Consider the following 24,178-nt stretch of genomic DNA (forward strand, 5'->3'; position numbering starts at 1 on the left):
AACCACGGTTGTCAGTTGATATTGTTCAGCTTCGGTTCATTGCTCGACCTTAGCCTTAGTCACTGATATCTAACTACGCAGGCGCGGCCTTGAGTCTCGTCATCTTTTAACAATTCTTGGAGGGCCGCTTTCATGCGCGTCAAGAGTTTGATTCTGGCTTCTAGCGCGGCGGCCGCTCTGGCGATGTCGGCTGGTGCCGCATCGGCTGAGCCGGACGGCTGGTACGGCGCTATCGACGCCGGTTATCACATCATCGACGATATCAATGCTGAGTCGTCGACCACCGGTGCAAACTGGAACTGGGAAGTCAACGATGGCTGGACCGCATTTGCGCGTCTCGGCTACCGCTTCAACCCGAACTGGCGCGCTGAACTCGAAGGCGGTTACCGCTCGGGTGACATCGGCACCGTTCGCGCTGTTTCGGGCGCACAGGGTCTGTGCAACCTGACCCCGGCTACCGGTCCGTGCCACTCGCCGGAAGGTGACATCACCTCGACCACCCTGATGGCCAACGTCATTTATGACTTCGGCACCCCGGAATGGACCTTGCGTCCGTTCGTGGGTCTGGGCGTTGGTGTGAACCGCGTAAACGTCGACACCGTTGGTCGTCTGCGTCAGGCTCCGGGTGGCGCTTTCGCTGCTGACGATTCCTCGACCAAGTTTGCTGCTCAGGCCATTGCTGGTCTGGCATGGGCGATCTCGGATCGCGCAAACATCGACCTGACCTATCGTTACCTGACCGGCGATGCCAACTGGCAGTCTTCCGTTCCGGCCTCGGTTACTCCGGCATTCGGTGAATGGTCGGGCGACTATGACCAGTCGCACGCTGTGACCCTGGGTCTGCGTTATGCGTTCGGTGCGGAAGACGCTCCGCCGCCGCCGCCTCCGCCGCCGCCGCCGCCTCCGCCTCCTCCTCCGCCGCCTCCGCCTCCGCCGCCGCCGCCGCCGGCTAAACCGGCAGCCCGTCAGTTCGTTGTCTACTTCGACTTCGACCGTTCGGACCTGACCGCGGAAGCTCGCTCGGTTGTGACCCAGGCTGCCAACTACGCCAAGTCGGGCGCTCCGACCCGCGTACTGGTCGTCGGCCACACGGATACCTCGGGTAACGCAGCCTACAACCTGGGCCTGTCGAACCGTCGTGCCCGTACCGTTGCTGATGCCCTGGTTGCCCAAGGCGTCAATGGTGGCGTGATCTCGCTGGATGGTAAGGGCGAAACCGCTCTGGCCAAGGCAACGGCTGACGGCGTGCGTGAGCCGCTGAACCGTCGCGCCAGCATCGACATCAACTTCTAATCACTGAAGGGGAGGGTGCTCACACTCTCCCCCATAGTTGATCGAAGTGTCGACAAGATTGAGGACGATTGGCTTAGCTGCCAGTCGTCCTTTTTCTTTTTGTCACGCAATCATGCGATGTGCTGGATCGTCAGAGGCGTAGCGGCTATTTCAGAGTTGCCTACAGTGAAAGAGGGAAACGCTTATGCGCGTCGCCATGATCGGCACTGGATATGTTGGCCTCGTATCGGGGGCTTGTTTCGCAGACTTTGGTCACGTGGTGACCTGTGTCGACAAGGATCAGGGCAAGATTGAAAGCCTTGAGCAGAATATTATTCCGATTTACGAGCCGGGTCTGGATGATCTGGTAGCAACCAATGCCCGCGACGGGCGGTTGAAATTTGCGCTCGACGGTGCCGAAGCGATCCGTACGGCCGATGCGGTGTTTATCGCAGTTGGAACGCCATCTCGTCGTGGGGACGGTCATGCGGACCTGTCCTACGTCTATGCGGCTGCAGAAGAGATCGCGGACCTGATCGAAGGCTTTACCGTGATCGTCACCAAGTCGACTGTACCGGTTGGTACGGGTGACGAGATCGAGCGTATTATCCGTGCGCGACGTCCTGAAGCTGATTTTGCTGTCGTATCCAATCCCGAATTTTTGCGGGAGGGAGCGGCGATTGACGATTTCAAACGACCTGACCGCGTTGTGGTTGGTACGGACAGCGAGCGTGCCCGTCTGGTGATGGCGGAGCTTTACCGCCCGTTGAATCTGAACGAGACGCCCATTCTGTTCACGGGACGTCGCACATCTGAACTGATCAAGTATGCGGCCAATGCGTTTTTGGCGATGAAGATTACCTTCATCAATGAGATCGCCGATCTATGTGAAACTGTGGGAGCTGATGTGCAGCAGGTGGCCCGGGGTATCGGGCTGGACAACCGCATTGGATCCAAGTTTTTGCACGCCGGGCCGGGCTATGGAGGGTCCTGTTTCCCCAAAGACACCTTGGCCTTGGTGAGAACTGCGACCGATGCCGGTTCGCCTGTGCGTCTGATCGAGACGACGGTGACCGTTAACGAGGCGCGCAAAAAGGCGATGGCGGATCGCATTATCAAGGCTCTGGGGGGTATCGTTGCGGGTAAGAGCGTCGGTGTGCTGGGCCTGACCTTCAAGCCCAATACAGATGATATGCGTGATGCTCCGTCCTTGGACATTATTCCGGCTCTGCAAGCGGCGGGTGCTATCATTAAAGCCTTTGATCCAGAGGGCATGGACGAAGCGGCCAAATTGCTCAGCAATGTTGAATACTGCAAAGGGCCCTATGATGCAGTTGCGGGTACCGATGTGGTGTGCATTCTGACCGAGTGGGACCAGTTCCGAGCCCTGGATCTCGACCGGATCAAGCTGCTGATGAAGGCTCCGGTGATGGTTGATCTTCGCAATATTTATAAAAGCGAAGACATGCGCGCGCGCGGTTTTGTTTATACGTCTATCGGTCGTCCCGATCAGAAATAGGAATAAAAAAGGGCGGCCTTTGCGGGCCGCCCTTTTACATTAAACGTGTCGTGGCGGTCAGCCCGTAAATGGGCGGATGACGATTTCGACACGACGGTTTTGGGCCTTGCCCTCGACGGTGTCGTTGGTGGCAATCGGGTTGCGGGCGCTGTTGCCCGCCACATACATACGCTCGCGCAGTACGCCGTTATTGATCAGATAGTTGGCAACCGAAAGCGCACGATTTTCTGACAGTGGTTGGTTGATGTGGTCACCGCCAGAGGCATCAGTGTGACCAACAATATCCACGGTTGAACGATCATATTCACGCAGGACGCGGGCGACATCATCAAGCACCGGCAGGAAGCGAGCATCAATGCTGGCCTGATTCACCGCAAAGGTGACATCCGACGGCATACGTAGAACCAGATTGTCACCCTGACGGGCAACGCCTACGCCAGTGCCGGACAGTTCGGCCTCGAGAGCACGTTGCTGGCGGTCCATATATTGGCCCACGCCGGCTCCGGCCAAGGCACCGATACCGGCACCAATCAAAGCATTCTTGCGACCCTGCTCTGAATTGTTTGTGTTGGTCAGATAACCCAGCACCGCACCGCCCAGTGCACCGGCAATAGCTCCGGTTCCGGTATTGTTGCGGCGTGGAGCCGAGTTGTAGGGATCTGTAGTCGTGCAGGCCGCGCCCATGAGAGCGGCGATGCTGATGCCGATGACGGCGACTTTGGCGCGCATATAAAACCTCTAAGGCAGAAAACTGACCTGCTAAACGGATAGGTATGGTGCAGGTTCCTGACTGTATACAGGATGAACAGCATGAGTTGGCGTAACCGTTCAAGGCATTGATTTAATGTGCAACGGTTCCCATTCTATAATTGTTGGACGTCATGGGGCCGTAGGCACGCGGCGTTCGGGTTGCTGTATTTCAGGACCGCAGGAGTAAGTAATGAGCCGTACCCCGTCCTTTATGGATGCCCCTTTTCTGCTGGGCTTCGATCAGACCCGAGCTTTGATCGACCGTGCGCAGAGAGCGGCATCGGATGCCTATCCGCCCTATAATGTGGAACAGATCGGCGAAGGTGTTCGCATTACACTGGCGGTGGCTGGTTTTACGCCGGACGAGCTGAATGTCACTGTCGAGGGGCGTCAGTTGACTCTGACCGGCAAGCGCGACGAGGCGTCACGACTTGAAGGAGCCTTCCTGCATCGCGGCATCGCGTCACGCGGATTCGTGCGGACCTTTGTGTTGGCCGACGGACTGGAAGTGAAGGGCTCGCGCCTGCTTCACGGTCTGCTTCACGTCGACCTTTTCCAGCCGGATCAAAAGAAAGCCACACGCAATATCCCGATTTCCACGGACTGAGCAGATTCGCTCCACAGGCAGCAGATACGCCAAGCTTGCGTATCGCTATGGCTGCTATCCTAGTTTGAGGAGGCGTTCCCAATGATGCCGATGTTGGATCACGATTTCAGCGCTTTTGAAGTGCCGGGTCTTGTCTATGTGCGCGAGGTTCTTGCGCGCGATATCCTGTCGGATATCGAAGATGACGATGTGGACCTGTCGCCTGACCAAGTTCTGTACGCGCTTTATGGTGCCGACGGAGAAAGGCTGGCGGTAATGCTGGACCGCGAGACAGCCTTCAGGGCCGCAGAGGCCCACGACATGGCCCCTGTCTCCGTGCACTGAGCGCGGGACAAGCCGGCTGAAACGAAAACGGGGCCCCATAGGAGCCCCGTTTTTTTGTCTGTATGATCTTGCGCTTAAGCGGCAGCGGCGCTGCCCGTCTGGACGAACAGTGCCTGCACGCCATCGACCGTCTGCGCCTGACGTAACCGTTCGCGCAGTTCAGGCGAGCGCATGGCGCGCGACACGACCGCAAGCGCTCGCAAATGTTCCGCACCGGCCGAAGGCGGTGCGAACAGGCCGAACAACAGGTCCACAGGGCGGTCGTCCAGAGATTCGTAAGCGATCGGTGTGTCCAGTCGCACAAAGACTCCGCAGACCCGCTCCAGACCCTCCACCCGGGCATGGGGTACAGCGACCCCATAGCCAAGGCCGGTCGAGCCAAGAGCTTCACGTTCCAGTAAGGCATCCAGTGCTTTGGCGGCGTCCAGATCAAAAGCGTTGGCCGCCAGATCGGCGACAGCGCCCAAGGCCTGGCGTTTTGAAGATACGCCCCCGCGCAAGACAACACCGTCGGGCGACAGCAAATCTGCGATATCCATATCGGTCTCGTTCAACGGCCCATAGGGTACAGGGCGCCGCCTTTTAGGCGGTTTGGCCCCAATACAAAAGCCACTTTAATGCTCTTTGCCAGTCCTCACGACTTTCGTGCGGAAGTGCGCTCGGGATCAATCCAGCCCACATTGCCGTCCGGACGTCGATAAACCACAGACAGACCACCATGTGCCGCGTTGCGGAACATCACGACCGGATAACCGGTCATATCCAGTTCAGCGACGGCACGACCCACAGTCAGAGTGCGGATTTCGGCCTCGGTTTCGGCAATGACCATACCAACCGGAGGTGGCTCATGGGCATTGTCGACATCCCCGAACTCGGCTTCATCCTCGACCTTGTCGGGGTTTTTGAAAATCGTCAGCTGTGCGACTTCACGCGCGGCATTTTCAGTTTTTTCGGGCGACAGACCTTTTGGCCCGATGTGGTGATCCTTCAGCCGACGCTTATAGCGACGAACGCGCTTTTCCAGCTTGTCGAGGCTATCGGAGAATGCCGAATGCGCATCGCTTCCCTGACCTGTGGTGACCAATGACTGTCCCGATGCCAGACGGACCCAGCTGTCTACACGAAAGCCGTACCCGTCCTTAGAGACAACAACCTCGGCGTCTTGCGCGCCTCGGGCAAAATATTTGCCGACTCCATCTTCAAGTTCCTGAGAGATGCGCGAGCCTAGCGCTTCGCCAACATCGACTTGTTTACCGGTGACCTGAATGTTCATAGCCATGCCTATACAACGCGACTGTTCCAACTTGGTGTCAACGTCGATCACTGAAATGTGGTGAGGCATAACCCCAGCAGGGGCAGGGACTTAGGCCGCTTTGCGCATGCGACGGCGCTCGACCGACGAAGGAATTCTCAAGGCTTCCCGATACTTGGCAACCGTGCGACGGGCGATATCGATACCGGTTTCCTGCAAAATTTCGACGATGCGATCATCGCTCAAAACCTCGCCTGTAACATCTTCGGCATCGATCATGGATTTGATCCGGTGGCGGACGGCTTCGGCAGAGTGTGTTGCCCCGCCATCGCTGGACTGGATGGCAGCGGTAAAGAAGAATTTCAGCTCGAAAACACCGCGTGGGGTGGCGATGTATTTATTGGATGTAACGCGACTGATAGTCGATTCGTGCATCTCGATGGCTTCGGCCACGACCTTGAGGGTTAGCGGACGCAGGAACTCGACGCCGAAGGCCAGAAACGCATCCTGCTGGCGTACAATCTCGCTGGCGACCTTGAGGATGGTACGGGCGCGCTGGTCCAGTGATTTCAGCAGCCAACTGGCCTGGGCGGCGCAATCGGCCACAAACACCTTGTCATCGTCCGAGCGGGCGCTGGCCGAGACTTCGGCATGATAGCGCTTGTCCATCAAAAGGCGGGGAAGGGTGTCGCTGTTCAGTTCGACCTTCCAGCCGCCAGCGGGGTCGGAGCGCACAAACACATCCGGCACAACTGTCTGGGCCGGTTCGGAGCCAAAACCGGCCCCCGGACGTGGGGTCAGACCCTGAATCTCGGCAATCATCTCGCCAAGGTCTTCCTGATCCACGCCGCACACCTTGCGAAGGGCGACCAGATCGCGGCGGGCCAGAAGATCGAGATTGTCCAGCAGCGAGGCCATGGCCGGATCAAACCGGTTTTGCTCGACCAGTTGCAGCTTCAGGCATTCGGGGATGCTACGGGCCATCACACCGGTTGGTTCGAAGCCCTGACAGCAGGTCAGGATCGTTTCGATGCGTTCGCAGGCAACACCCAGTCGGGTGGCGACCTCTTCGAGGTCGGCGCGCAGATAGCCGGCTTCATCAACGCTATCGATCAGGATCAGTGCAATGGCATGGTCGCTGGGGCTGAAACCGGCCAGCGAAGCCTGTGCCTGAAGATATTCCGACAGGGTGGTTTCTTGCTTGTCGGGACGATCATGGTCGTCACTGTCGAACGAGCCGCCATTACCGGTGCGCGACCAGTCGCTGAGGCCGGGCTGGGCGTCGGTGCGGACTTCATTCTGTTCGCCGGGGGCGGCGTCATAGACGGCCTCCTGCGGGGCATCGAGGGCGTTCTCACTGCCTTGGGCAACACCGTCCTGAAACTGGATATCACTGTCGGAGGCGTGGGACTCCGGGGCTTCAGATGTCTCGGAGGGCGCTTCGTTCTCGACGCGCGACAATAGGGGATTGCGCTCAAGCTCGGCCTCGACAAAGGCCTCAAGCTCGAGATTGGATAGCTGCAACAGTTTGATGGCCTGCTGAAGCTGGGGGGTGATAACCAACCCCTGCCCCTGCCGGACCTCAAGCCTCTGCCCGATCACGCGTCATTCCCCCTGCCGGTGCGCCAGATTGGCCCGGAACTTGCTTATCGGTCATAACATGACCGATAGCCAGTTAACGACTGGTGTGTGGCTAGGCTTTCACAGGTCTTAAAGGGATAGGGAGGCGGCCCTTAGCCGTACATCTCGCCCAGATAGGCGCGGCGGACCTCGGCGCTATCGACCGCTTCTTGGGCGGTGCCTTCAAACAGGACCGAGCCGGAAGTGATGATCGACACGCGGTCGATAATGTCCAACGTCTCGCGCACATTGTGGTCGGTAATCAGCACGCCAATGCCCTGACCGGACAGATAGCGAATGACCGAACGGATATCGGCAATGGCCAGAGGGTCGATACCGGCAAACGGCTCGTCCAGCAGCATGAAGCTGGGCTTACCGGCCAAGGCGCGGGCGATCTCGACACGGCGGCGCTCGCCACCCGACAGACCCGTGGCAGGCGCGTGACGCAGATGGTCGATACGCAGCTCTTCCAGCAGACGTGTGGTCTCGTCTTTAATCTCGCGCTCTGACGAGTGGCGCAGTTCCACCACGGCGGCGACGTTCTGTTCGACCGTCATGCCGCGAAAGATCGAGGCTTCCTGTGCCAGATAGCCAAGGCCCATGCGCGAGCGCTGGTACATCGGCTGATGGGTGATGTTTTCGTTGTCCAGCCAGATGGTGCCGCTGTCGGCGGGGATCAGGCCGGTAATCATGTAAAAGCAGGTCGTCTTGCCCGCGCCGTTGGGTCCCAACAGGCCGAAAACCTCGCCGCGCTGAACGGTCAGAGACACATCGCGCACGACCTGACGCGGGCCAAAGCTGCGGGCAAGATGCTCGACACGCAGGCCGCGCTTGGCACCATCATTCACCGGCAGATCGGAAGCCTGTTCCGGCTCCGGCGTGATGTTCAGGGCTGACAGTTCCTTGCGCGCCAAGTGATGCCCCTTAGTTCGACGGGTAGAAGACGCCGCGAACGCGGGTGCCGGCGCTTTCGATGCGGGCTGTCTCGGTACGGACATTATAGACCAGACGCCCGCCGGTCAGAACATTCTGACCCTGCGTCAGGATGACATCGCCAGTCACCAGAACCTGACCGTTATTGAGCGTATAGACGGCGTTATTGCCGCGCATGCTCTGGTCAGGGGTGACGAAATAGACATTGCCGGTGGCTTCGACGCGGGTCAGTTCACCATTGGTGGTATAGCCGCGAATAGCATCGGCCCGCAGGCGGTTGGTGCCTTGCGTGACCTCGGCGCGGCCACGCAGGGCAAAACCGTCGGCGGTATATTCACCGGAGTCCGCACCGTACTGGACGGGCTGACGTGTGGCGTCGGCCGGATTGCTGCTCTGGGCACCGGTCACAGCCGGAACGCCAAGGGCGAGGATCAGCGCAGCGCTGGCAATAAGGGTGCTGGTCTTAGACATAGTTTACCTGCCCGGCCCCGAGGGGTTGATGGTTCCGCTGATCTTTTGGTCGCCTTGGCCTTTGAATTCAATACGGCGGCCGTCTTCGTAAATGGCATAGGACGACGCATTGATGGTTCCAAGCGGGCCGTTACCGACAACGCCCTTGTCGCCGGTGACGATCCCGGTCTGGGTGTCGATAACCGCTTCGGGCGTTTTCAGCGAGAAGCCGGATGCGCCATCGGTGATCTGTACATTAGGACCGATAACGACCTTGCGTTCGCCTTCGTCATAGCGGCCGCCATCTGCCGTCAGCTTGGTGATTTTCTGGCCGCCAAGGTTCAGTTCCAGAACGGGTTTAATCAGCCTGTACTGGTTGGTCTCGGGCGCGCGGACTGCCCCTTCTGCACCAATACGGAAGCTGCGACCTTGCGCGTCCTGACCGTGGAACATGGGGTTGTCGAGGCGTAGTTCGCGGCTTTCGCTGGCGCGGCGCTCTACGCCCGACATTACGGAGCGGAACACGACCCAGGTTACGGCACTCCCGGCGATGAGCAGGATAATGATAGGCAGAATTTTACGCAGGCGCTGCACGCGCTCGGAGCGTTTGCGCCAGCGTAGGCCAGCGGCGGCCACGCGCGCTTCGTCGGCGTCTTTCAACGCTTGCTGATGCGGGTTGTGACCTTCGGGTTCGCTCATCGGTGTCTCTAAAGCCTGATCAGGCGTGGGCGAAGATATCGACTTCGTCCCAGCCTGCCAGATCGAGGCGGGAGCGAATCGGCAGGAAATCGAAACAGGCGGCGGCCAGCTCGGCGCGGCCTTCGCGCGCCAGCATGATGTTCAGACGCTCCATGACGACGTGTAGATGCAGCACGTCGGAGGCAGCATAGTCCAGTTGCGCCTGTGTCAGGGTTTCGGAGCCCCAGTCCGAAGATTGTTGGGCCTTGGACAGGTCCACACCGGCCAGTTCGCGCACCACGTCTTTCAGGCCGTGGCGGTCCGTATAGGTGCGGGCCAGTTTGGAAGCGATCTTGGTGCAGTAGACCGGACGGGTTTCGACGCCGAGGTGCAGTTCGAACATGCCGATGTCGAAACGGCCAAAGTGGAAGATTTTCAAAACCTTCGGGTCGGACAGAATGCGCTTCAGGTTCGGGCAGTCATAGGCCGGACGGCGCATGCGCACGACGTGGGCATTGCCGTCACCCGACGACAACTGCACCACACACAGCTCATCACGACGGAAGCGCAGGCCCATGGTCTCTGAATCCACAGCCACAACGGGGCCAAGATCCAGATCGTCGGGCAGGTCACCTTCGTGCAGATAAACGGTCATGTGTCGAACTCGGTTTGCAGCGTATCCGTGGATACGACAAAATGGGGCCTGAACATAGACGAACCACGTCTGACCGCTAGGTGGTGTGCCCAAGAAAGCACCCGAGACGGGACAGACGGGAGGTCCATAGACAAATGGCGCTGCATCTTGTGATGCAGCGCCATTTGAATAAATGGTGCCCAGAAGAGGACTCGAACCTCCACGGCCGTTAAGCCACTGGCACCTGAAGCCAGCGCGTCTACCAATTCCGCCATCTGGGCCGGAGGGAGCGTTTCCGCCCCGCCGATGAGTGGGGTATAGGGGGCGCTTATTCGGCGGTCAACAGAGTTTTTTCAGTTTCGTGAAAAAACACGGTGATTGGCGAAACTACCGTGATTACAGCGACCTATCAGGCAAGCCAGACCATGCGACGGGTGTCGGTCAGGCTGTTGCGAGACTGGCTGAATGTGCGACGGGTTTCGCCAGTATAGAGGAAGCCTGCCTTTTCCAGAACGCGACCCGAAGCGGGGTTGTCGGCAAAATGTCCGGCGACCATCGCGCGGCGTTTCCACTGGCGCGATGCCCAGACCAGAGCGCCTTCCAGAGCCTCGGTGGCATAGCCGCGACCCCAATATTCGCGCCCGATCCAATAGCCGGTTTCGGGAACAGGATCGCTATCCTCAAACATGCCGATGACGCCGACGGGCCCGTGATCTTCGTGTTCGATGACAAAGGTATTGGCGCGGGAAGGATCCTGACTGGCGACATGCAGGACGAAATCTTCGGCGTGGCCGGACGTAAAGGGGTGCGGCATGCGCAGGGTCATGCGTGCGATGTCGATATCGTTCGCCATACGGGCGATGCGCGACACGTCTTGCGATTGCGGCGCGCGTAACAGCAGCCGCCGCGTCTCGATGACGGGAGAGGTTTCAATCACGCACATAGGTACTGCCTCGATCTCTCTGTGCCGTCTCCTTGAAGGGTTCGGACGGCTTTCGAAGCGGGGAAACGCAAACGGGGAGCCTGGTGATCCAGACTCCCCGCGGAATATTTTCCCTAGGTCCGGATCGGCTGCTGGTTGAGCAACGCGATCCGAATCAAAGTGCAGATCGCGTTACTCGGCGGCCATCGCCTCGGCGGCGTCATTGGCAGCCACGATGGATACGTAACAACGGCCACCAGCTTTGGTGGTGAACTGCACAGCGCCGTTCGCAGTGGCGAACAGGGTGTGGTCACGGCCCAGGCCAACATTGGTGCCCGGGTGGAACTTGGTGCCGCGCTGACGCACGAGGATGTTGCCAGCGAGAACCTTCTCGCCGCCATACTTCTTCACGCCAAGGCGTTTCGACTCTGAGTCGCGGCCGTTACGCGACGAACCGCCGGATTTTTTGTGAGCCATCTTGCTGCTCCTCTGTTTGACGAGGCTCCGGTTCGAGAACCGATATGAGCCTGTCTATCGTTACTGGCGGCCCGTTAAGGATAACGGTCGCATGTCCTGTGTGGGGACCCTTAAAGGCCCCCGGCGAAACTCTTAGGCCTCGGTGGCCTTGGCTTTTTTGGCCGGAGCCTTTTTAGCCTTAGGAGCTTCCTCAGCTGGGGCAGCTTCGACGCGCGGGGCCAGGCCACGAGCGCGAGCATTGATTTCAGCCTTGGTGATCAGGTTGACCGTACCATCCCATTTTGCAGTCTCGCCAGCACCTTCGATGCCGGTGATTTGCAGAACGGTTTCCATCTGACGATGGCCGTTGGTACGACGATAGCCCTGACGACGGATCTTCTTGAAGATCTTGATCTTTTCGCCCTTGCGGGTTTCGATCAGGGTCGCAGCCACCTTGGCGCCTTCGACAACAGGAGCGCCAACAGTGACACCCTTGTCGCCGCCCAGCATGAGGACTTCGTTAAAGGAAATAGCAGCGCCTGCATCGCCGTCGAGCTTTTCGACAACAACAACATCGCCCGGTTGAACCCGGTACTGCTTTCCGCCGGTCTTGATCACCGCGTACATATGAAGCCTCAGCGTGAACGCAAAAAAGAATGCGCCCGCCGGGAAACCCGCGGGCGAAGAGCGGCGACATATACGGATGATGACGAAAGAGTCAACGGATATCGGGCATTAAACGCCATGTAGTCGTCACTGAATGTAGGATGTGGCCTGATTGCACGTCTGCTGCAAGGGAAATGGCGGTAAGTCGGTGCGCGCAATCCTTTTGCGGGCAGTTTTCGTTATAAGGTATCTCGACTGTTACATCATAACACTATAGAGCGTCGGCGATGATGACCTCCGATCTTGCCCAGCCGCTTGTTCTGTCCCTGCTCGGGGGCGGCTTTATAGCGGCGGCTCTCCATGCGGCCTTGCCCACGCACTGGCTGCCTTTTGTATTGGTCGGGCGTGCGCAAGGCTGGACGATGCGGCGTGTGGCGATGGTGGTGGTCGCTGCTGCACTGGCACATGTGGCGACAACGGCATTGATCGGCGGTCTGGTTACGATTGCGGGTGTGGCGCTTGACCGCTGGTTGCATGGTGTCTTGCCCCATCTGTCCTCGGCGCTTTTATTCCTGTTCGGAGCCTTTTATCTGGCGCGCTACTGGCACCGCACCACAGTGCCTGACTGTAAAGGGTGCGAGCATGACGAGCCCAAGGTATCGGACCGCACGGCAACCCTTGGCCTTATTGCCCTGATGGCAGCCTCGCCGGGGGAAGTGCTTTTGCCGGTCTATTTATCATCGGCTACTCAAGGCTTGAGCGTGTTTCTGGCCCTGACGGCCGGATTTGTGCTGGGGACGATTGTCGGCATGTTGGTCCTGACCACGCTGGCCATGGCGGGCTATTCCATTTTGCGACTGGAACGCTGGGCACGATATGAGGGCGTGGTGCTGGGCGCGGCCCTGATCGTACTGGGCTTTATTATGGCCTTCCATCCGGCATAACCGGTGGGCGCTATACCAAAACTAAAATAAAGCGTCGGGGCTTTTCAACGTACGCCTGAAGGGCCATCTAGCGGCCATGACCCAAAAGACCCCAGTGACCGTCCTGACCGGCTACCTCGGTGCCGGTAAAACCACGCTTCTGAACCGCATCCTCACCGAGGATCACGGCAAGCGTTATGCAGTCATCGTCAACGAGTTCGGCGAGATCGGTATCGACAACGATCTGGTGGTCGGTGCCGACGAAGACGTGTTCGAAATGAACAATGGCTGCGTCTGCTGCACGGTGCGCGGTGACCTGATCCGCGTGGTCGGGGGCCTGATGAAGCGCCAGCGTCCGGGTAAGCCTGCTTTTGATGCCATCATCGTGGAAACAACGGGTCTGGCCGACCCCGGTCCTGTGGCCCAGACCTTCTTTGTCGACGAAGAGGTCAAGGCCAAGACCCAGTTGGACAGCGTGACGGCTCTGGTGGATGCCAAACATGTCATGGCGCGTCTGGATGACAGTAAGGAAGCCCGCGAGCAGGTGGCCTTTGCCGACCGCATCATCCTGAACAAGATTGATCTGGTGGACGAAGCGGCGTTGAAAGCTGTGGAGCTGCGCCTGCGTGCGCTGAACCCGCTGGCCCCGATTGTGCGGGCCGAACGTTCGAATGTGCCGCTGGATCAGGTTCTGGGCCTGCATGCTTTCGACCTGGAGCGCATACTCGAAGCCAATCCGAACTTTGTGAATCCGCCGCATGGCGAGGCCGGTCATATCCATGACGAGCACTGTGGTCACGACCATGGTCACGGGCATCACCATCACGACCATGATCACGTCCATGACGAGAACTGTGGTCATGACGATCATTGCGACCATAACCATGCGCATGATCACGGTGCGCGTGGCCATAACCATAATGACGACATCAAGGGCATCTCGCTGACGCTGGACCGCCCTCTGAATGGTGCCAGATTCACCGCATGGTTGGACAAGTTGTTGGGCGAGCAGGGCCAGAACATTCTGCGCGCCAAGGGCATTATTGATGTAGCCGGTGAAGAGCGCCGTTTGGTCTTCCAGGCCGTGCACATGATCCTTGAAGGCGATCTGCAGCAACCGTGGGGCGACGAGCGTCGCTGGAGCCGCGCCGTCTTTATCGGGCGTGACCTGGACGAAGCCGAGCTGAAAGCCGGTTTCGAAGCCTGTGCCGCCTAAGGAGGGTAAAATGACGGAAGCATTCAAACGCGAAGCCAAGCTGGTCTATCACTCGGGCAGTTTCGATGTGGTCCAGTCGGGCGACCATGTCGTTTGCGCGGTCAGCGGCCAGCTTGTGCCGCTGGAGGCTCTGAACTACTGGAGCGCCGAGCTTCAGGAAGCCTATGCCAAACCGGCGCTGATGATCGAACGCCTTAGAGGGTTGGATCGTTTGTAAGCGGCCTATTTACCCATATTGCAATGGTCACTGTCTCGAGACAGTGGCCATTTTTGCTCTCAGAGGGTTTCCAGCCAGCCTGTCATGACACGGGCCAATGCATCCGGCTGTTCCAGCGGGATCATGTGGCCGCTGTTGGGGATGGTGACCAAGGATGCGCCTGTAATGCCGCCCACCAGTTCCTGAGCCTCGGCGGGGCTGCGCAGATCATCGGTGTCGGCGGCAATAATCAGGGTGGGGGCGGTAATGTCGGACAGGCGGTCCAGATCGCCATCGCGAGCCATAGAGGACTGGCGGTGAAACACATGACCACCCAGTGCCACGCCCATATCGCGCACACGGGCCAGCATGTCGGCATCATCGCGCATGGCCGGATGCAGGGATGACTGGATGGCGGGGCGGCTCAGGCCCTTGAAACGTTCGGGCGGCGATTTCAACGCCGAACGCCGCTGGCGGATCATCTCTTCGGTATCGCCTCGCGCCGAGGTGGCAATCAGGATCAGGCTTTCGATCTGCTCGGGCAGCCGTCTGACAATCTCGCGGGCTACATAGCCGCCCATGGAAAAACCAACGATATGAAACCGTTCCGGCAGGTGAGGAATGATCGCTTCGGCCATGGTTTCGATCGTATCCCCCTCGCGCAGAGCAAAGGGCAGAACAGGGCCATAGTCGGTCAGAGGGTCAACAAGGTCATCCCACAAGGTTTCATCGGCCATGAAGCCGGAGACGAGAACAATTGCCATCGTGCAACTCCCTTTTCGCCTTTCCTATAGAAGCGTCTGCCCGCCACGGCTATGAGCAGAGACAAGACTGTTTGCACCCATTCCAGACGACCCGAGCCCCCTGATGAACTTTACCTTCGACGCCCAGATCACCGCCGCCCTGTTCGACAAGACACAGGCTGTGTTTGCGCTGGGAGATGGCTCGGTGCGGTTCGAGGACGGCGCACGCAATGAAGTGCATGATGGGGCCATCCTGTGCGCCTGTGTCCACCCGTCGGGCGAAGGCATTGTCACCGGCGGCGATGACGGCAAGGTCGTCTGGAGCCGCGTGGGCGAGGCCATGGTTCTGGCCGAGGGCAAGGGCTGGATCGATTCGATTGCGGCCAGCTCTGACAGCGGTCTGATCGCGTTTTCGTCGGGTCGCACCTTGTCGGTGATCGACACCAAGGATCCGGTATTCCGACGCGACTTCCAGCACGAGCGCACGGTTTCGGGCGTGGCCTTTGATCCCAAGGGGCGCCGTATCGCCACCTCGACCTATGGCGGGGCGTGGCTGTGGTATGCACGCATCGAGCAGCAGCAACCGGTGAAGCTGCAATGGGCAGGTTCGCACCTGTCGGTGGCCTTCTCGCCGGACGGGGCCTTTGTGGTCACCGCGATGCAGGACAACCAGCTTCATGGCTGGCGTTTGAAAGACCAGCGCAATATGCGCATGGGCGGCTATCCGTCCAAGATCAAGAGCTTTGCCTTCCTGTCCAAGGGCCAGATGCTGGCCACTTCGGGTGCACAAGGCGTAGTGCTGTGGCCGTTCATTGGCTCTAACGGTCCGATGGGGCGCGAAGCCATCGAGATCGGCTATGACGAGACGACCCTGATCGCCCATGTGGCGGCGTCCAACGCGCAGGGGCGTCTGGTGGCGGGTCTGGAAGACGGTCGTGTCTGGTGGGCCGATCCGGCAGGTCGTGGTCTGGACTTTATCAAAAAGGACAAGGGTGCGGCGATCACGGCTCTGGCTGTCAGTGCCGGTGGTGCGCGCATGGCATGGGCCGATGAAGACGGCCATGCCGGTGTGCACAGCTTCTAAATTCTAGGCGGGGGCCAGATGGCAAAGTCGGATAATCGCAAGCGGCGACCGCTGTTGAAGCTGTTTCTGTTTATTCTGGCCTTTCCGTTTCTTCAGGTGGCCCTGTTCCGTTTTGTGCCGCCCCCGCCGACCGTCCTGATGATCGAGCAGGCCATCAAGGGGAGCGGGTTGGACTACCGCTGGCGCTCGCTGGATGACCTGTCTCCTTATCTGGTGACGGCAGCGATTGCGGCCGAAGATGCGCGCTTCTGTTCGCATAACGGCTTTGATTTCGAGGCTATTCAGAAGGCAATGAAAGCCAATGAGCGGGCCGAGGCGCGGGGCTCGTCCAAGATGCGCGGTGGCTCAACCATTTCCCAGCAGACGGCCAAGAATGTCTTCCTGTGGCCGGGCCGCTCCTATGTCCGCAAAGGTCTGGAGGCGGGCTATACGGTGCTGATCGAGTTCGGTTGGGGCAAGAAGCGGATCATGGAAATGTATCTGAACGTCGCCGAGTTCGCGCCGGGCGTATACGGTGCAGAGGCGGCGGCACAGCACTGGTTCGGTAAAAGCGCCAAAAATCTGGATCGTCGTGAGGCGGCGCGGTTGATCGCGGTACTGCCCAGTCCGCGCCGCTATAATGCGGCATCTCCCGGTCCCTATGTGCGTCGGCGCACGGCGCGTATCGAGGCCAATGCTGGACAGGTGCGGGCGCAGGGCTTGAACCAGTGTGTTATTGGCCGCTAGGGCCATTGTGAAGCGGGAAGGGCAGGTACAACCGTGGCGTTAACCCTTCCTGTTGATCGTCTATAACCCATTTATCGTGCATTTTAGGCTGTTCGACCGAATGGAAACCCGGTGCCGGAGATTATAATGAACAGCTTCACAGGTCGTCTTGTGCATTTGTTGCAACGATTTACACGTTCGCAACAAGGCAATGTGGCGATGATTGCAGGTATTGCCCTGCCTGTGCTGCTGATGATCTCGGCTGGCGCTATCGATCTGCACAATGCCGCCAAGGTGAAGAGCGAGCTTCAGGATGCACTGGATGCCGCAACGCTGGCTGCGGCCCGTTCAAACGCTACGACCAATGCCGAGGTGCAGAAGGTCGGCATGGCCTCGCTCAAAGCCAATATGCCGAACTATTTTCTGACCAATCCCGGTGATGTCGCCAGCTTTACCGTGAATAACAGAACCGAGGTTCAGGCCACCGCGACCGTTCAGGTCAAGACCATCATCGCCAATGTCTTCCTGCCGCCCTATGGCCAGTTGTTTGACGACTATCTACCGATGGGGGCGTCATCCAACGTGCTGCGTGCCTCTCGCAATGTGGAAGTGGCGATTGCGCTGGATGTTACCGGTTCGATGAGTACTCCGGTCAACTACATGCCCGCTCTGAAAGACGCGGCCAAGGAGTTGATCAGTATTGTTGTTCAAGGAAATCAGGATCCCTTTACGACCAAGGTGGCTCTGATCCCCTACGCGGCCGGTGTGAATATGGGAGATGAAGCGCGCGCTTCGGCGATGCGGGGTGCGCTGGTTGGTAATAAGACGATTACGTCGGCCACACGACTTGAAGCTTCGCGCCGTGTGGACTCGGTTAATAACACGACCAAAGTATTCACTTTATCCAATCACGGCTTTCAAAATGGCGATAGAGTTTATGCGACCGGCTTTAGAAGCCAGTCAGGCATTAATGATCAGATTCATACTATAGGAAGTGTCACTGCATCGACATTCAAGTTGAGTGGCGTTGGCAGTAATACCAATCTTTCTACCACCCGCGGTAATATCCAAAAATGTATCACCCGTGACTGCGATATGGTGGTCACAGCCGATAATCACCAACTTGTAGATCGTGAGTTGGTTCGCATCTCTGGAACATCCAATGTGAATATCAACACAACTCAGGATGATCCGAGAAATTCTCGATATTACGGCACCGAAGTTAGAATTTTAGACGATAATCGGTTTACTGTATCCAGCGATGCCTCGACGACCGCCTCGTTTTCAGGGAATGGGACTCTGACATGCGGTCGGGATGGCTGTGCGACACGTATCTTCACCAATATGAATGGCAGGACGTGGCGTCATCCCTCCAGCACCTGCGTCAGCGAACGGGTCAGAGGGCGCAATGCACCGTCCGATAGGGCACCTGGCAAGGATAACTATCTGGGCCGTGTTTATATCGACAATACCTGCCCGAGTGAGCCGTTTTTACCGCTGACCAACTCTGTGGCTGACTTGAATGGTGCTGTGAACCGTTTGACCGCTGGGGGTTCGACGGCGGGCCAAGTCGGAACCGAGATGGCTTGGTATGCTATTTCTCCTAATTTTGGCTCGATCAATGGTGTGAGCCCCTTGCCGAATAACCCGCAGGAGACGGTTAAGGCGGTAATCCTGATGACAGATGGCGAGTTCAACATCCCCTTCTGTGAGGGGGTGATTGCGCGTGATGCTTTGTCGGAGGGTTCGGGCTCGAACAATCACAAGATCAATTGCAATGCCAGTAACGGCAATGCTTTTACGCAGGCCTACGAAACCTGTCAGGCTATGAAGAAGCAGGGCATCGTGGTCTATTCCGTCGCATTCAATCTCGGCAGCAATAACAGGCCTTCTGGAGCCATCGATACGGCATACGAGGTCATGTATTTCTGTGCGACTGATCCAAATGAAAACTTCTTTGATGCCGCGAGTGGAGCGGACCTGAAGGAAGCCTTTAAGCAAATTGGTCGCGACATCACGCGTTTGCGTATTGCCCGCTAAGGCGAGGGCGCATCGGATACAAGAAGGGCCGGACGATTGATCGTCCGGCCCTTTTCGTTTTGATTGTGCTGGGATCGCTTAGATCAGCTTGATCTCGCGCAGACGCTCGGTGAGGAAGTCCTCGGCCAGAATGGTCTTGCCGGCATAACGGTCCGGGTTTTCTTCGGTAATCGTCGACGGCAGGGTCTCGATCGGGAAGTCCGGATTGAAGTGCAGGAAGAACGGCGTCGAGTAGCGTGCAAAGCCGCGACGTTCCGGTGCCGGATTGACCACGCGGTGGGTCGTTGACGGCAGGACGTGGTTGACCAGACGTTGCAGCATGTCACCGATATTGATGACCAGCGCGCCCGGAGGCGGCGCTATGTCCAGCCATTCGCCGTCCGAGTCCTTCAGTTGCAGACCCGCTTCTTCGGCTCCCAGCAAAAGTGTGATGACGTTGATGTCTTCGTGGGCACCGGCACGCACCCCTTCGGCATCAGCCGGAAGCGGCGGATAGTGTAAGAGGCGCAGGATCGAGTTGCCCAACTGAACCTTGTCCTCGAAATAGTCGTCGTCCAGCTTCAGATAGCGGGCAATGGCCTTGAGGATGCGGCGGCCCAGCTCGTCCAGAGCAGAGAACATGCCATAGACATTGTCCTTGAAGGTCGGCACCTCGGTCGGCCAGACATTGTCGCGCATGTATTTTTTATAGGCGTGACCTTCCGGCAGTTCGCGGCCGGTGTGCCAGAACTCTTTCAGGTCGCGTACAGAAGCGCCCTTGGCGGTTTCCACGCCGAACGGGGTCAGGCCGCGAGCGCCGCCGGTGCCGGCCTGATGGTATTGGCGCTTGGTCTCTTCATCGAGTGCAAAGAAGGCCTTGGCGTCGGCGATGGCGGCGTCGATGACAGCTTGGTCAAGACCGTGATCAGACACAACGGCAAAGCCGTAACGCGCGAAGGATGCGCCCAGTGCATCCGCAAAGCCCTGGAAGTCGGCATCATAGCGGGTCATCGAGACCGGTACGATGGCCTTGGTGTTGCTGCCTTCGGCAGTTTGGGCGGTGATGGTGCTCACAACAGTCAGCCTTTAATCAAGAATATGGCCTGCGTTTTACAGCAATATGTGGCCAAAAGGCAGCCGCAGGGACGAAAGGGCGAAGCTGTGTCTGTAAATCTGATCTGGATCAAGCGTCCTTAAGGACTTCGGGTGTGGCCTGACAGATGGGGAATTCGCGGTGGAAGCGGGGCCACAGGGCGGCGGTGCCGCTGGCAACCATGGCGCAGTTCACCTCGGTATAGTCGGGGGTCCAGCAGATGGCGGTGATGCGCTCATAGCTTTGACCGATATTGCGGCAGGACAGGGTTTTGCCGCTGACCAACCCTTTCAGGGTATCGGTCGAGGCGCGCGCCGAGGCAGCAGGGCAGGGGTGGCCCTGCGAGCAGGTTTCGTCACGCTCTCGGGCGGAGATACCGTGCAAGCGAATGCGCTTGCCATCCTTGCAGCGCATAGTGTCGCCATCATTCACCCGATCGACGCGGCAGGTAAAATCGGCCGTGCGGGCCAGTTTGATATTGGCGGGTGGCGGTGCCATGGCGGGCGAGAGGGTGCGCCCAATCTGCTGCGCTGCGGTGACGGCCTGTTCGGGCAAGCCGACCCTTTCACCGTATTGCGACACCAGCCAGATTGCTGCCAGAGCCAGCAGGATCAGTCCGATTGCCAGCGGTCCCTTGGGGGGCTTGGGGCGACGCGGTGGCGGGCTGTTACGCGGGCGGAAGCGAACGACGTTGGAAGGTTTTTGTCGGGACATGAAGGGTAATCGGCGAATCGTCGGGAAGGGGGCACTCTAGTCGATCGCGGCGCCAGATAGACAAAGGCCCTGCGGATGTCCGCAGGGCCTTTGATGGTGGAGCTTAGCGGGGTCGAACCGCTGACCTCTTGCATGCCATGCAAGCGCTCTACCAACTGAGCTAAAGCCCCGAACCTCTTCGGTCGGGTGAAAACCTTGAAACAGGGCTTTCATAAAAATGGAAAACCCCCGCTGTGTTCCAGCGAGGGGTTTATGGTGGAGCTTAGCGGGGTCGAACCGCTGACCTCTTGCATGCCATGCAAGCGCTCTACCAACTGAGCTAAAGCCCCGAACCTTCCGGTCGGTCCCTTCGGGTTTATTGCCCGTCGAGGTGGCGGAAACTAGGGAGTTCCGACCGGAAGGTCAAGCGGTTCTGAAAACTTTTTTCCGCTTAGTTTTCAGAACCTTGTTTTTACTCGTCGTCGAGCGACGGCTTGGTCAGTTCTTCGTCCAGACCATCGTCGTCTTCGTCCTCGATGAACGGCACGGAGTCGTCATCTTCGTCGAGAACGTCGTCGTCGTCGCCATCGGTGGTGTTAAGGCCAGCGTCGTCGTCGACAGGATCGGCGTCGTCGTCGTCCGGCGTCAGGATCGGCTCGTGGCCTTCCTGATCGATCTCGGGCGTAGAAGCCTCGCCATCGTCCTCTTCTTCTTCGTCAGCGTCTACCGACTTGTCGGCGACCTGATCTTCGTTTTCGTCTTCGTCGGCGGCATAGCCGGCACCACGACGGACGCGGCGGCTCTTAAGAGCCTCTTCCATCGGGTCGAATTCGGTCTCGCACTTGGGGCAGCGCGCCGGACGACGGTTCAGGTCGTAGAATTTGGCCTGGCAGTTCGGGCAGAGCTGCTTTTGGCCCAGTTCAGGATTAGCCACGGATGAAACCTTCGGCGGGAGTGGAGTTGAAAATCGGGAAATCGGTCGGCTCCCTTGCCACCCGAAGAGCCCACTGTCAAAAGCCTTTATGTGACGCGCCTGCGTCCTGTTTTCCAGATATAATCGGAGCCGAGTAGCCGGGTGAGCGAATCCAAGACCTTTATTGCGTCCTCAAGCCATGCCCTGAAGGGGACGGTGAAGGCTCCCGGAGATAAGTCTATCTCTCACAGAAGTCTCATCTTTGGCGCTATGGCCGAAGGGATGACCGAGATCGACGGCCTGTTGGAAGGCGATGATATTCTGGCGACAGCGCGGGCTATGGCGGCCCTGGGGGCCAAGGTCGAAAAAATCGGTCAAGGTCACTGGAAGGTGACGGGCAAGGGCCGTCTGCAGTCGCCGTTCGATAAGATTGACTGCGGCAATGCCGGAACCGGCGTACGTCTTTTGATGGGGGCGGTGGCCGGTTATCCGGTTGAAGTCACCTTCGATGGCGATATTTCGCTGCGCAAGCGTCCGATGAAACGCGTGACGGGGCCGCTGGCCTCTATGGGCGCACGCTTCGAATGGAAGCAGAACGAAGACCGCTTGCCGGTGGTGGTCAAAGGTGACCAGTTGTCGGCGATCGAATTCGAGCAGCCGGTGGCCTCGGCGCAGGTGAAGTCGGCCATTTTGCTGGCCGGTTTGAATGCCGAGGGCACGACCCGCATCATCGAACCCGAAAAAAGCCGCGACCATACCGAGCGCATGCTGACCGCCTTCGGGGCCGAGGTCGATGTGCAGGAAGTGGGCGAAGGCTGGGTGATTTCGCTGGAAGGCGGTCAAACCCTTTATGGCACCAAGGTTTCGGTGCCGGGCGATCCGTCGTCTGCAGCCTTCCCGCTGGCGGCAGCACTGATTGTGCCGGGCTCGGACGTGACGGTCGAAGGCGTGATGCTGAACCCGCTTCGGGCCGCCCTGTTTGATACTTGGGTCGATATGGGAGCCGACATCACGATCTCGAACCGCCGTATGGCAGGTGGCGAAGAGGTGGGCGATGTGACGGCCCGTTATTCGCAGCTGAAAGGTATTGTGGTACCGGAAATGCGTGCGGCAGCCATGATCGACGAATATCCGATTCTTGCCGCGACGGCGGCCTTTGCCGAGGGGCAGACGGTGATGCGCGGCATTGGCGAGATGCGCGTGAAGGAAAGTGACCGTATCGCCCTTATGACGGCTGGCCTGCGCGCTTGCGGTGTTCAAGTTGAGGAAGAGCCCGAAGGCTTTATTGTCACGGGCGGGCCGGTCAAGGGCGGTGCCACGGTGGATACCGCGCACGATCACCGCATCGCCATGAGCCATCTGGTTCTGGGTCTTGCCGCCGAACATCCGGTGGCCGTGCGTGATCCGGAAATGATTGCGACGTCCTTCCCCGGTTTTGTGTCGTTGATGAACGGTCTAGGGGCCAGGATCGGGTGAACGGGTTTCTGTCGACAAGACCGTGAATGACTTGCCGGAACGCTCGGGTATGAAATGGAAGAAGGCCGTCAGCGGCTTGCTGGCAGGCGGCCTTCTCTCATGGTGTGTTTTCCAGGGCGTTCGCGGGCTTTTCCAGATACTGGAGCAGGGCTGGATCAGGAACCGGCGTGGTCCGGACATCGATGTTCGCGAGAACCCTCTTGTATTTTGGGCCCTAAACGGCTTTTTCGGGCTCTCGATTTTGCTGGCGGCAGGATTGGCAGTGATCTGTCTGTATTCTGTGCTCCAGAGCCTGACAAGAAAGTAGCGCCCTGTCCCAGTCCTTCGTCATCGCCGTTGATGGTCCTGCTGCATCCGGCAAGGGCACGATCGCTTCGCGTCTGGCCGATCATTATGGCCTGCCGTATCTGGATACGGGTCTGCTGTATCGTGCTGTGGGAATGGGCGTGCTGGATGCCGGTGGTGATCTGGCCGACGAGGCAGTGGCCGGTGAAGTCGCGCGTAATCTGAAAGCCGAAGGCCTGTCGGAAGATGCACGCCTGACCACAGGTGAGGCCGGAGAAGCGGCCAGTCGTGTGGCGGGCCACAAGGCTGTGCGCGAGGCGCTGCTGAAGCTGCAACAGGACTTTGCCGCCCAAGACGGTGGTGCAGTGCTGGACGGTCGCGACATCGGTACGGTGATTGCGCCCGATGCGGTGGCGAAACTCTTTGTGACAGCCTCTGCCGAAGTGCGGGCCGAGCGCCGCTGGAAACAATTGAATGCGCGCGGGATACTGATTTCGTTCGAAGAAATGCTGGCCGATATCCGCAAACGCGATGCCCGTGATGCCGGTCGCGATTCTGCACCGATGATTCAAGCGGACGACGCTATCTTGCTGGATACGACTGAAATGGGTATAGAAGCCGCCTTCGATGCGGCCCGCCGTATCGTCGAGACGGCACGCGCTAAGCACGGCGTCTGATCATCACGGCCCGCCTGTCCAGGACAGGCCCGCCGGATCGGGACCGCAGTTCTATAGCAATTTCAACGTGCTGATCCTCGTCGGCTGTGGGCGTTACGGGTGAGTTCAAGCCGCGCTTGCGTGCGCCTCGTA

The 24,178-nt window shown here is 58.9% G+C and carries 28 protein-coding genes and 3 tRNA genes; 13 read left to right on the top strand and 18 right to left on the bottom strand.

Annotation, left to right across the window (positions count from 1 at the left end; all coding sequences use genetic code 11):
- Window positions 1-132: 132 nt before the first annotated feature.
- Both WEU32_RS02585 and WEU32_RS02590 read left to right on the top strand, forming a co-directional pair.
- Complete coding sequence (locus WEU32_RS02585; RefSeq protein WP_406852765.1) at window positions 133-1,293, top strand: outer membrane beta-barrel protein; 1,161 nt, start codon at window positions 133-135, stop codon at window positions 1,291-1,293.
- A 184-nt stretch (window positions 1,294-1,477) separates the two neighbouring features.
- Complete coding sequence (locus WEU32_RS02590; RefSeq protein WP_406852766.1) at window positions 1,478-2,791, top strand: UDP-glucose dehydrogenase family protein; 1,314 nt, start codon at window positions 1,478-1,480, stop codon at window positions 2,789-2,791.
- A gap of 57 nt (window positions 2,792-2,848) precedes the next feature.
- Here the strand turns inward: WEU32_RS02590 and WEU32_RS02595 are convergent, their stop codons facing one another.
- Window positions 2,849-3,520 (bottom strand): OmpA family protein, encoded by a 672-nt coding sequence (locus WEU32_RS02595; RefSeq protein ID WP_406852767.1) that lies wholly within the window; start codon window positions 3,518-3,520, stop codon window positions 2,849-2,851.
- A gap of 211 nt (window positions 3,521-3,731) precedes the next feature.
- Between WEU32_RS02595 and WEU32_RS02600 the strand changes: the two genes are divergently transcribed.
- On the top strand, window positions 3,732-4,148 hold the full coding sequence (locus tag WEU32_RS02600) for an Hsp20 family protein (protein ID WP_406852768.1): 417 nt from the start codon (window positions 3,732-3,734) through the stop codon (window positions 4,146-4,148).
- Between the two features lie 81 nt (window positions 4,149-4,229).
- Complete coding sequence (locus tag WEU32_RS02605; RefSeq protein WP_312134901.1) at window positions 4,230-4,472, top strand: DUF1150 family protein; 243 nt, start codon at window positions 4,230-4,232, stop codon at window positions 4,470-4,472.
- 74 nt (window positions 4,473-4,546) lie between these two features.
- On the opposite strand, the gene WEU32_RS02610 is transcribed toward WEU32_RS02605, so the two are convergent.
- From WEU32_RS02610 to rplU, 11 genes are all read right to left on the bottom strand, one after another.
- Window positions 4,547-5,011: a PTS sugar transporter subunit IIA gene (locus WEU32_RS02610; protein ID WP_312134903.1), complete on the bottom strand. Its 465-nt coding sequence runs from the start codon at window positions 5,009-5,011 to the stop codon at window positions 4,547-4,549.
- 95 nt (window positions 5,012-5,106) lie between these two features.
- Window positions 5,107-5,745 (bottom strand): ribosome hibernation-promoting factor, HPF/YfiA family, encoded by a 639-nt coding sequence (hpf, locus tag WEU32_RS02615; RefSeq protein WP_312135465.1) that lies wholly within the window; start codon window positions 5,743-5,745, stop codon window positions 5,107-5,109.
- A gap of 90 nt (window positions 5,746-5,835) precedes the next feature.
- Entirely contained in the window at window positions 5,836-7,326 is a 1,491-nt protein-coding gene (rpoN, locus tag WEU32_RS02620; protein ID WP_406852769.1) for an RNA polymerase factor sigma-54, read from the bottom strand.
- 131 nt (window positions 7,327-7,457) lie between these two features.
- Window positions 7,458-8,198 (bottom strand): LPS export ABC transporter ATP-binding protein, encoded by a 741-nt coding sequence (lptB, locus tag WEU32_RS02625; protein WP_312135466.1) that lies wholly within the window; start codon window positions 8,196-8,198, stop codon window positions 7,458-7,460.
- A gap of 70 nt (window positions 8,199-8,268) precedes the next feature.
- Window positions 8,269-8,748 carry an LptA/OstA family protein gene (locus WEU32_RS02630; RefSeq protein WP_312134907.1) on the bottom strand — a complete coding sequence of 160 codons (480 nt, stop codon included), beginning with the start codon at window positions 8,746-8,748 and terminating at the stop codon, window positions 8,269-8,271.
- A gap of 3 nt (window positions 8,749-8,751) precedes the next feature.
- Entirely contained in the window at window positions 8,752-9,426 is a 675-nt protein-coding gene (gene lptC / locus WEU32_RS02635) for an LPS export ABC transporter periplasmic protein LptC (RefSeq protein WP_406852770.1), read from the bottom strand.
- 19 nt (window positions 9,427-9,445) lie between these two features.
- A complete protein-coding gene (locus WEU32_RS02640) occupies window positions 9,446-10,060 on the bottom strand; it encodes a ribonuclease D (RefSeq protein ID WP_312134911.1) in 615 nt (204 codons plus the stop codon).
- 173 nt (window positions 10,061-10,233) lie between these two features.
- Window positions 10,234-10,320 (bottom strand) — tRNA-Leu (locus WEU32_RS02645).
- A gap of 128 nt (window positions 10,321-10,448) precedes the next feature.
- Window positions 10,449-10,982: a GNAT family N-acetyltransferase gene (locus tag WEU32_RS02650; RefSeq protein WP_312134913.1), complete on the bottom strand. Its 534-nt coding sequence runs from the start codon at window positions 10,980-10,982 to the stop codon at window positions 10,449-10,451.
- Window positions 10,983-11,153: 171 nt separating this feature from the next.
- Entirely contained in the window at window positions 11,154-11,438 is a 285-nt protein-coding gene (gene rpmA / locus WEU32_RS02655; protein ID WP_312134915.1) for a 50S ribosomal protein L27, read from the bottom strand.
- Between the two features lie 132 nt (window positions 11,439-11,570).
- On the bottom strand, window positions 11,571-12,044 hold the full coding sequence (gene rplU, locus WEU32_RS02660; RefSeq protein ID WP_312134917.1) for a 50S ribosomal protein L21: 474 nt from the start codon (window positions 12,042-12,044) through the stop codon (window positions 11,571-11,573).
- Window positions 12,045-12,310: 266 nt separating this feature from the next.
- On the opposite strand from rplU, the gene WEU32_RS02665 reads away from it, so the two are divergent.
- From WEU32_RS02665 to WEU32_RS02675, 3 genes are all read left to right on the top strand, one after another.
- On the top strand, window positions 12,311-12,967 hold the full coding sequence (locus WEU32_RS02665; RefSeq protein WP_312134919.1) for a hypothetical protein: 657 nt from the start codon (window positions 12,311-12,313) through the stop codon (window positions 12,965-12,967).
- A gap of 76 nt (window positions 12,968-13,043) precedes the next feature.
- Window positions 13,044-14,162, top strand: a complete 1,119-nt coding sequence (locus tag WEU32_RS02670) for a CobW family GTP-binding protein (protein ID WP_406852771.1) — start codon at window positions 13,044-13,046, stop codon at window positions 14,160-14,162.
- Window positions 14,163-14,172: 10 nt separating this feature from the next.
- On the top strand, window positions 14,173-14,379 hold the full coding sequence (locus WEU32_RS02675) for a DUF2093 domain-containing protein (RefSeq protein WP_312134923.1): 207 nt from the start codon (window positions 14,173-14,175) through the stop codon (window positions 14,377-14,379).
- 59 nt (window positions 14,380-14,438) lie between these two features.
- Here WEU32_RS02675 and WEU32_RS02680 read toward each other — a convergent pair whose 3' ends face one another.
- Window positions 14,439-15,122, bottom strand: coding sequence for an alpha/beta fold hydrolase (locus WEU32_RS02680; RefSeq protein ID WP_406852772.1), 684 nt, complete (start codon window positions 15,120-15,122; stop codon window positions 14,439-14,441).
- A 103-nt stretch (window positions 15,123-15,225) separates the two neighbouring features.
- On the opposite strand from WEU32_RS02680, the gene WEU32_RS02685 reads away from it, so the two are divergent.
- The 3 genes from WEU32_RS02685 (at window position 15,226) to WEU32_RS02695 (ending at window position 18,930) form a co-directional block, all read left to right on the top strand.
- On the top strand, window positions 15,226-16,185 hold the full coding sequence (locus WEU32_RS02685) for a WD40 repeat domain-containing protein (protein WP_312134927.1): 960 nt from the start codon (window positions 15,226-15,228) through the stop codon (window positions 16,183-16,185).
- An 18-nt stretch (window positions 16,186-16,203) separates the two neighbouring features.
- Window positions 16,204-16,911: a monofunctional biosynthetic peptidoglycan transglycosylase gene (gene mtgA / locus WEU32_RS02690; RefSeq protein ID WP_312815303.1), complete on the top strand. Its 708-nt coding sequence runs from the start codon at window positions 16,204-16,206 to the stop codon at window positions 16,909-16,911.
- 126 nt (window positions 16,912-17,037) lie between these two features.
- Window positions 17,038-18,930, top strand: a complete 1,893-nt coding sequence (locus WEU32_RS02695; protein ID WP_406852773.1) for a pilus assembly protein TadG-related protein — start codon at window positions 17,038-17,040, stop codon at window positions 18,928-18,930.
- 78 nt (window positions 18,931-19,008) lie between these two features.
- Here the strand turns inward: WEU32_RS02695 and WEU32_RS02700 are convergent, their stop codons facing one another.
- The 5 genes from WEU32_RS02700 to WEU32_RS02720 form a co-directional block, all read right to left on the bottom strand.
- On the bottom strand, window positions 19,009-19,920 hold the full coding sequence (locus WEU32_RS02700; protein WP_312135469.1) for a 2-oxoglutarate and iron-dependent oxygenase domain-containing protein: 912 nt from the start codon (window positions 19,918-19,920) through the stop codon (window positions 19,009-19,011).
- A gap of 172 nt (window positions 19,921-20,092) precedes the next feature.
- Window positions 20,093-20,716 (bottom strand): thermonuclease family protein, encoded by a 624-nt coding sequence (locus tag WEU32_RS02705; protein WP_406852774.1) that lies wholly within the window; start codon window positions 20,714-20,716, stop codon window positions 20,093-20,095.
- 94 nt (window positions 20,717-20,810) lie between these two features.
- Window positions 20,811-20,886 (bottom strand) — tRNA-Ala (locus WEU32_RS02710).
- 83 nt (window positions 20,887-20,969) lie between these two features.
- Window positions 20,970-21,045: transfer RNA gene (locus WEU32_RS02715), tRNA-Ala, on the bottom strand.
- 122 nt (window positions 21,046-21,167) lie between these two features.
- Entirely contained in the window at window positions 21,168-21,629 is a 462-nt protein-coding gene (locus WEU32_RS02720; protein WP_312134933.1) for a TIGR02300 family protein, read from the bottom strand.
- Window positions 21,630-21,791: 162 nt separating this feature from the next.
- Here WEU32_RS02720 and aroA point away from each other — a divergent pair, with 162 nt between their 5' ends.
- The 3 genes from aroA to cmk are packed head-to-tail and all read left to right on the top strand — an operon-like array spanning window position 21,792 to window position 24,046.
- A complete protein-coding gene (aroA, locus tag WEU32_RS02725; RefSeq protein ID WP_406853484.1) occupies window positions 21,792-23,084 on the top strand; it encodes a 3-phosphoshikimate 1-carboxyvinyltransferase in 1,293 nt (430 codons plus the stop codon).
- Between the two features lie 49 nt (window positions 23,085-23,133).
- Window positions 23,134-23,391: a hypothetical protein gene (locus WEU32_RS02730; protein ID WP_406852775.1), complete on the top strand. Its 258-nt coding sequence runs from the start codon at window positions 23,134-23,136 to the stop codon at window positions 23,389-23,391.
- A 4-nt stretch (window positions 23,392-23,395) separates the two neighbouring features.
- Window positions 23,396-24,046, top strand: coding sequence for a (d)CMP kinase (gene cmk, locus WEU32_RS02735; protein ID WP_406853485.1), 651 nt, complete (start codon window positions 23,396-23,398; stop codon window positions 24,044-24,046).
- Window positions 24,047-24,178 lie beyond the last annotated feature (132 nt).

Source organism: Brevundimonas sp. BH3 (assembly GCF_045345115.1).
Taxonomy (GTDB): Bacteria; Pseudomonadota; Alphaproteobacteria; order Caulobacterales; family Caulobacteraceae; genus Brevundimonas.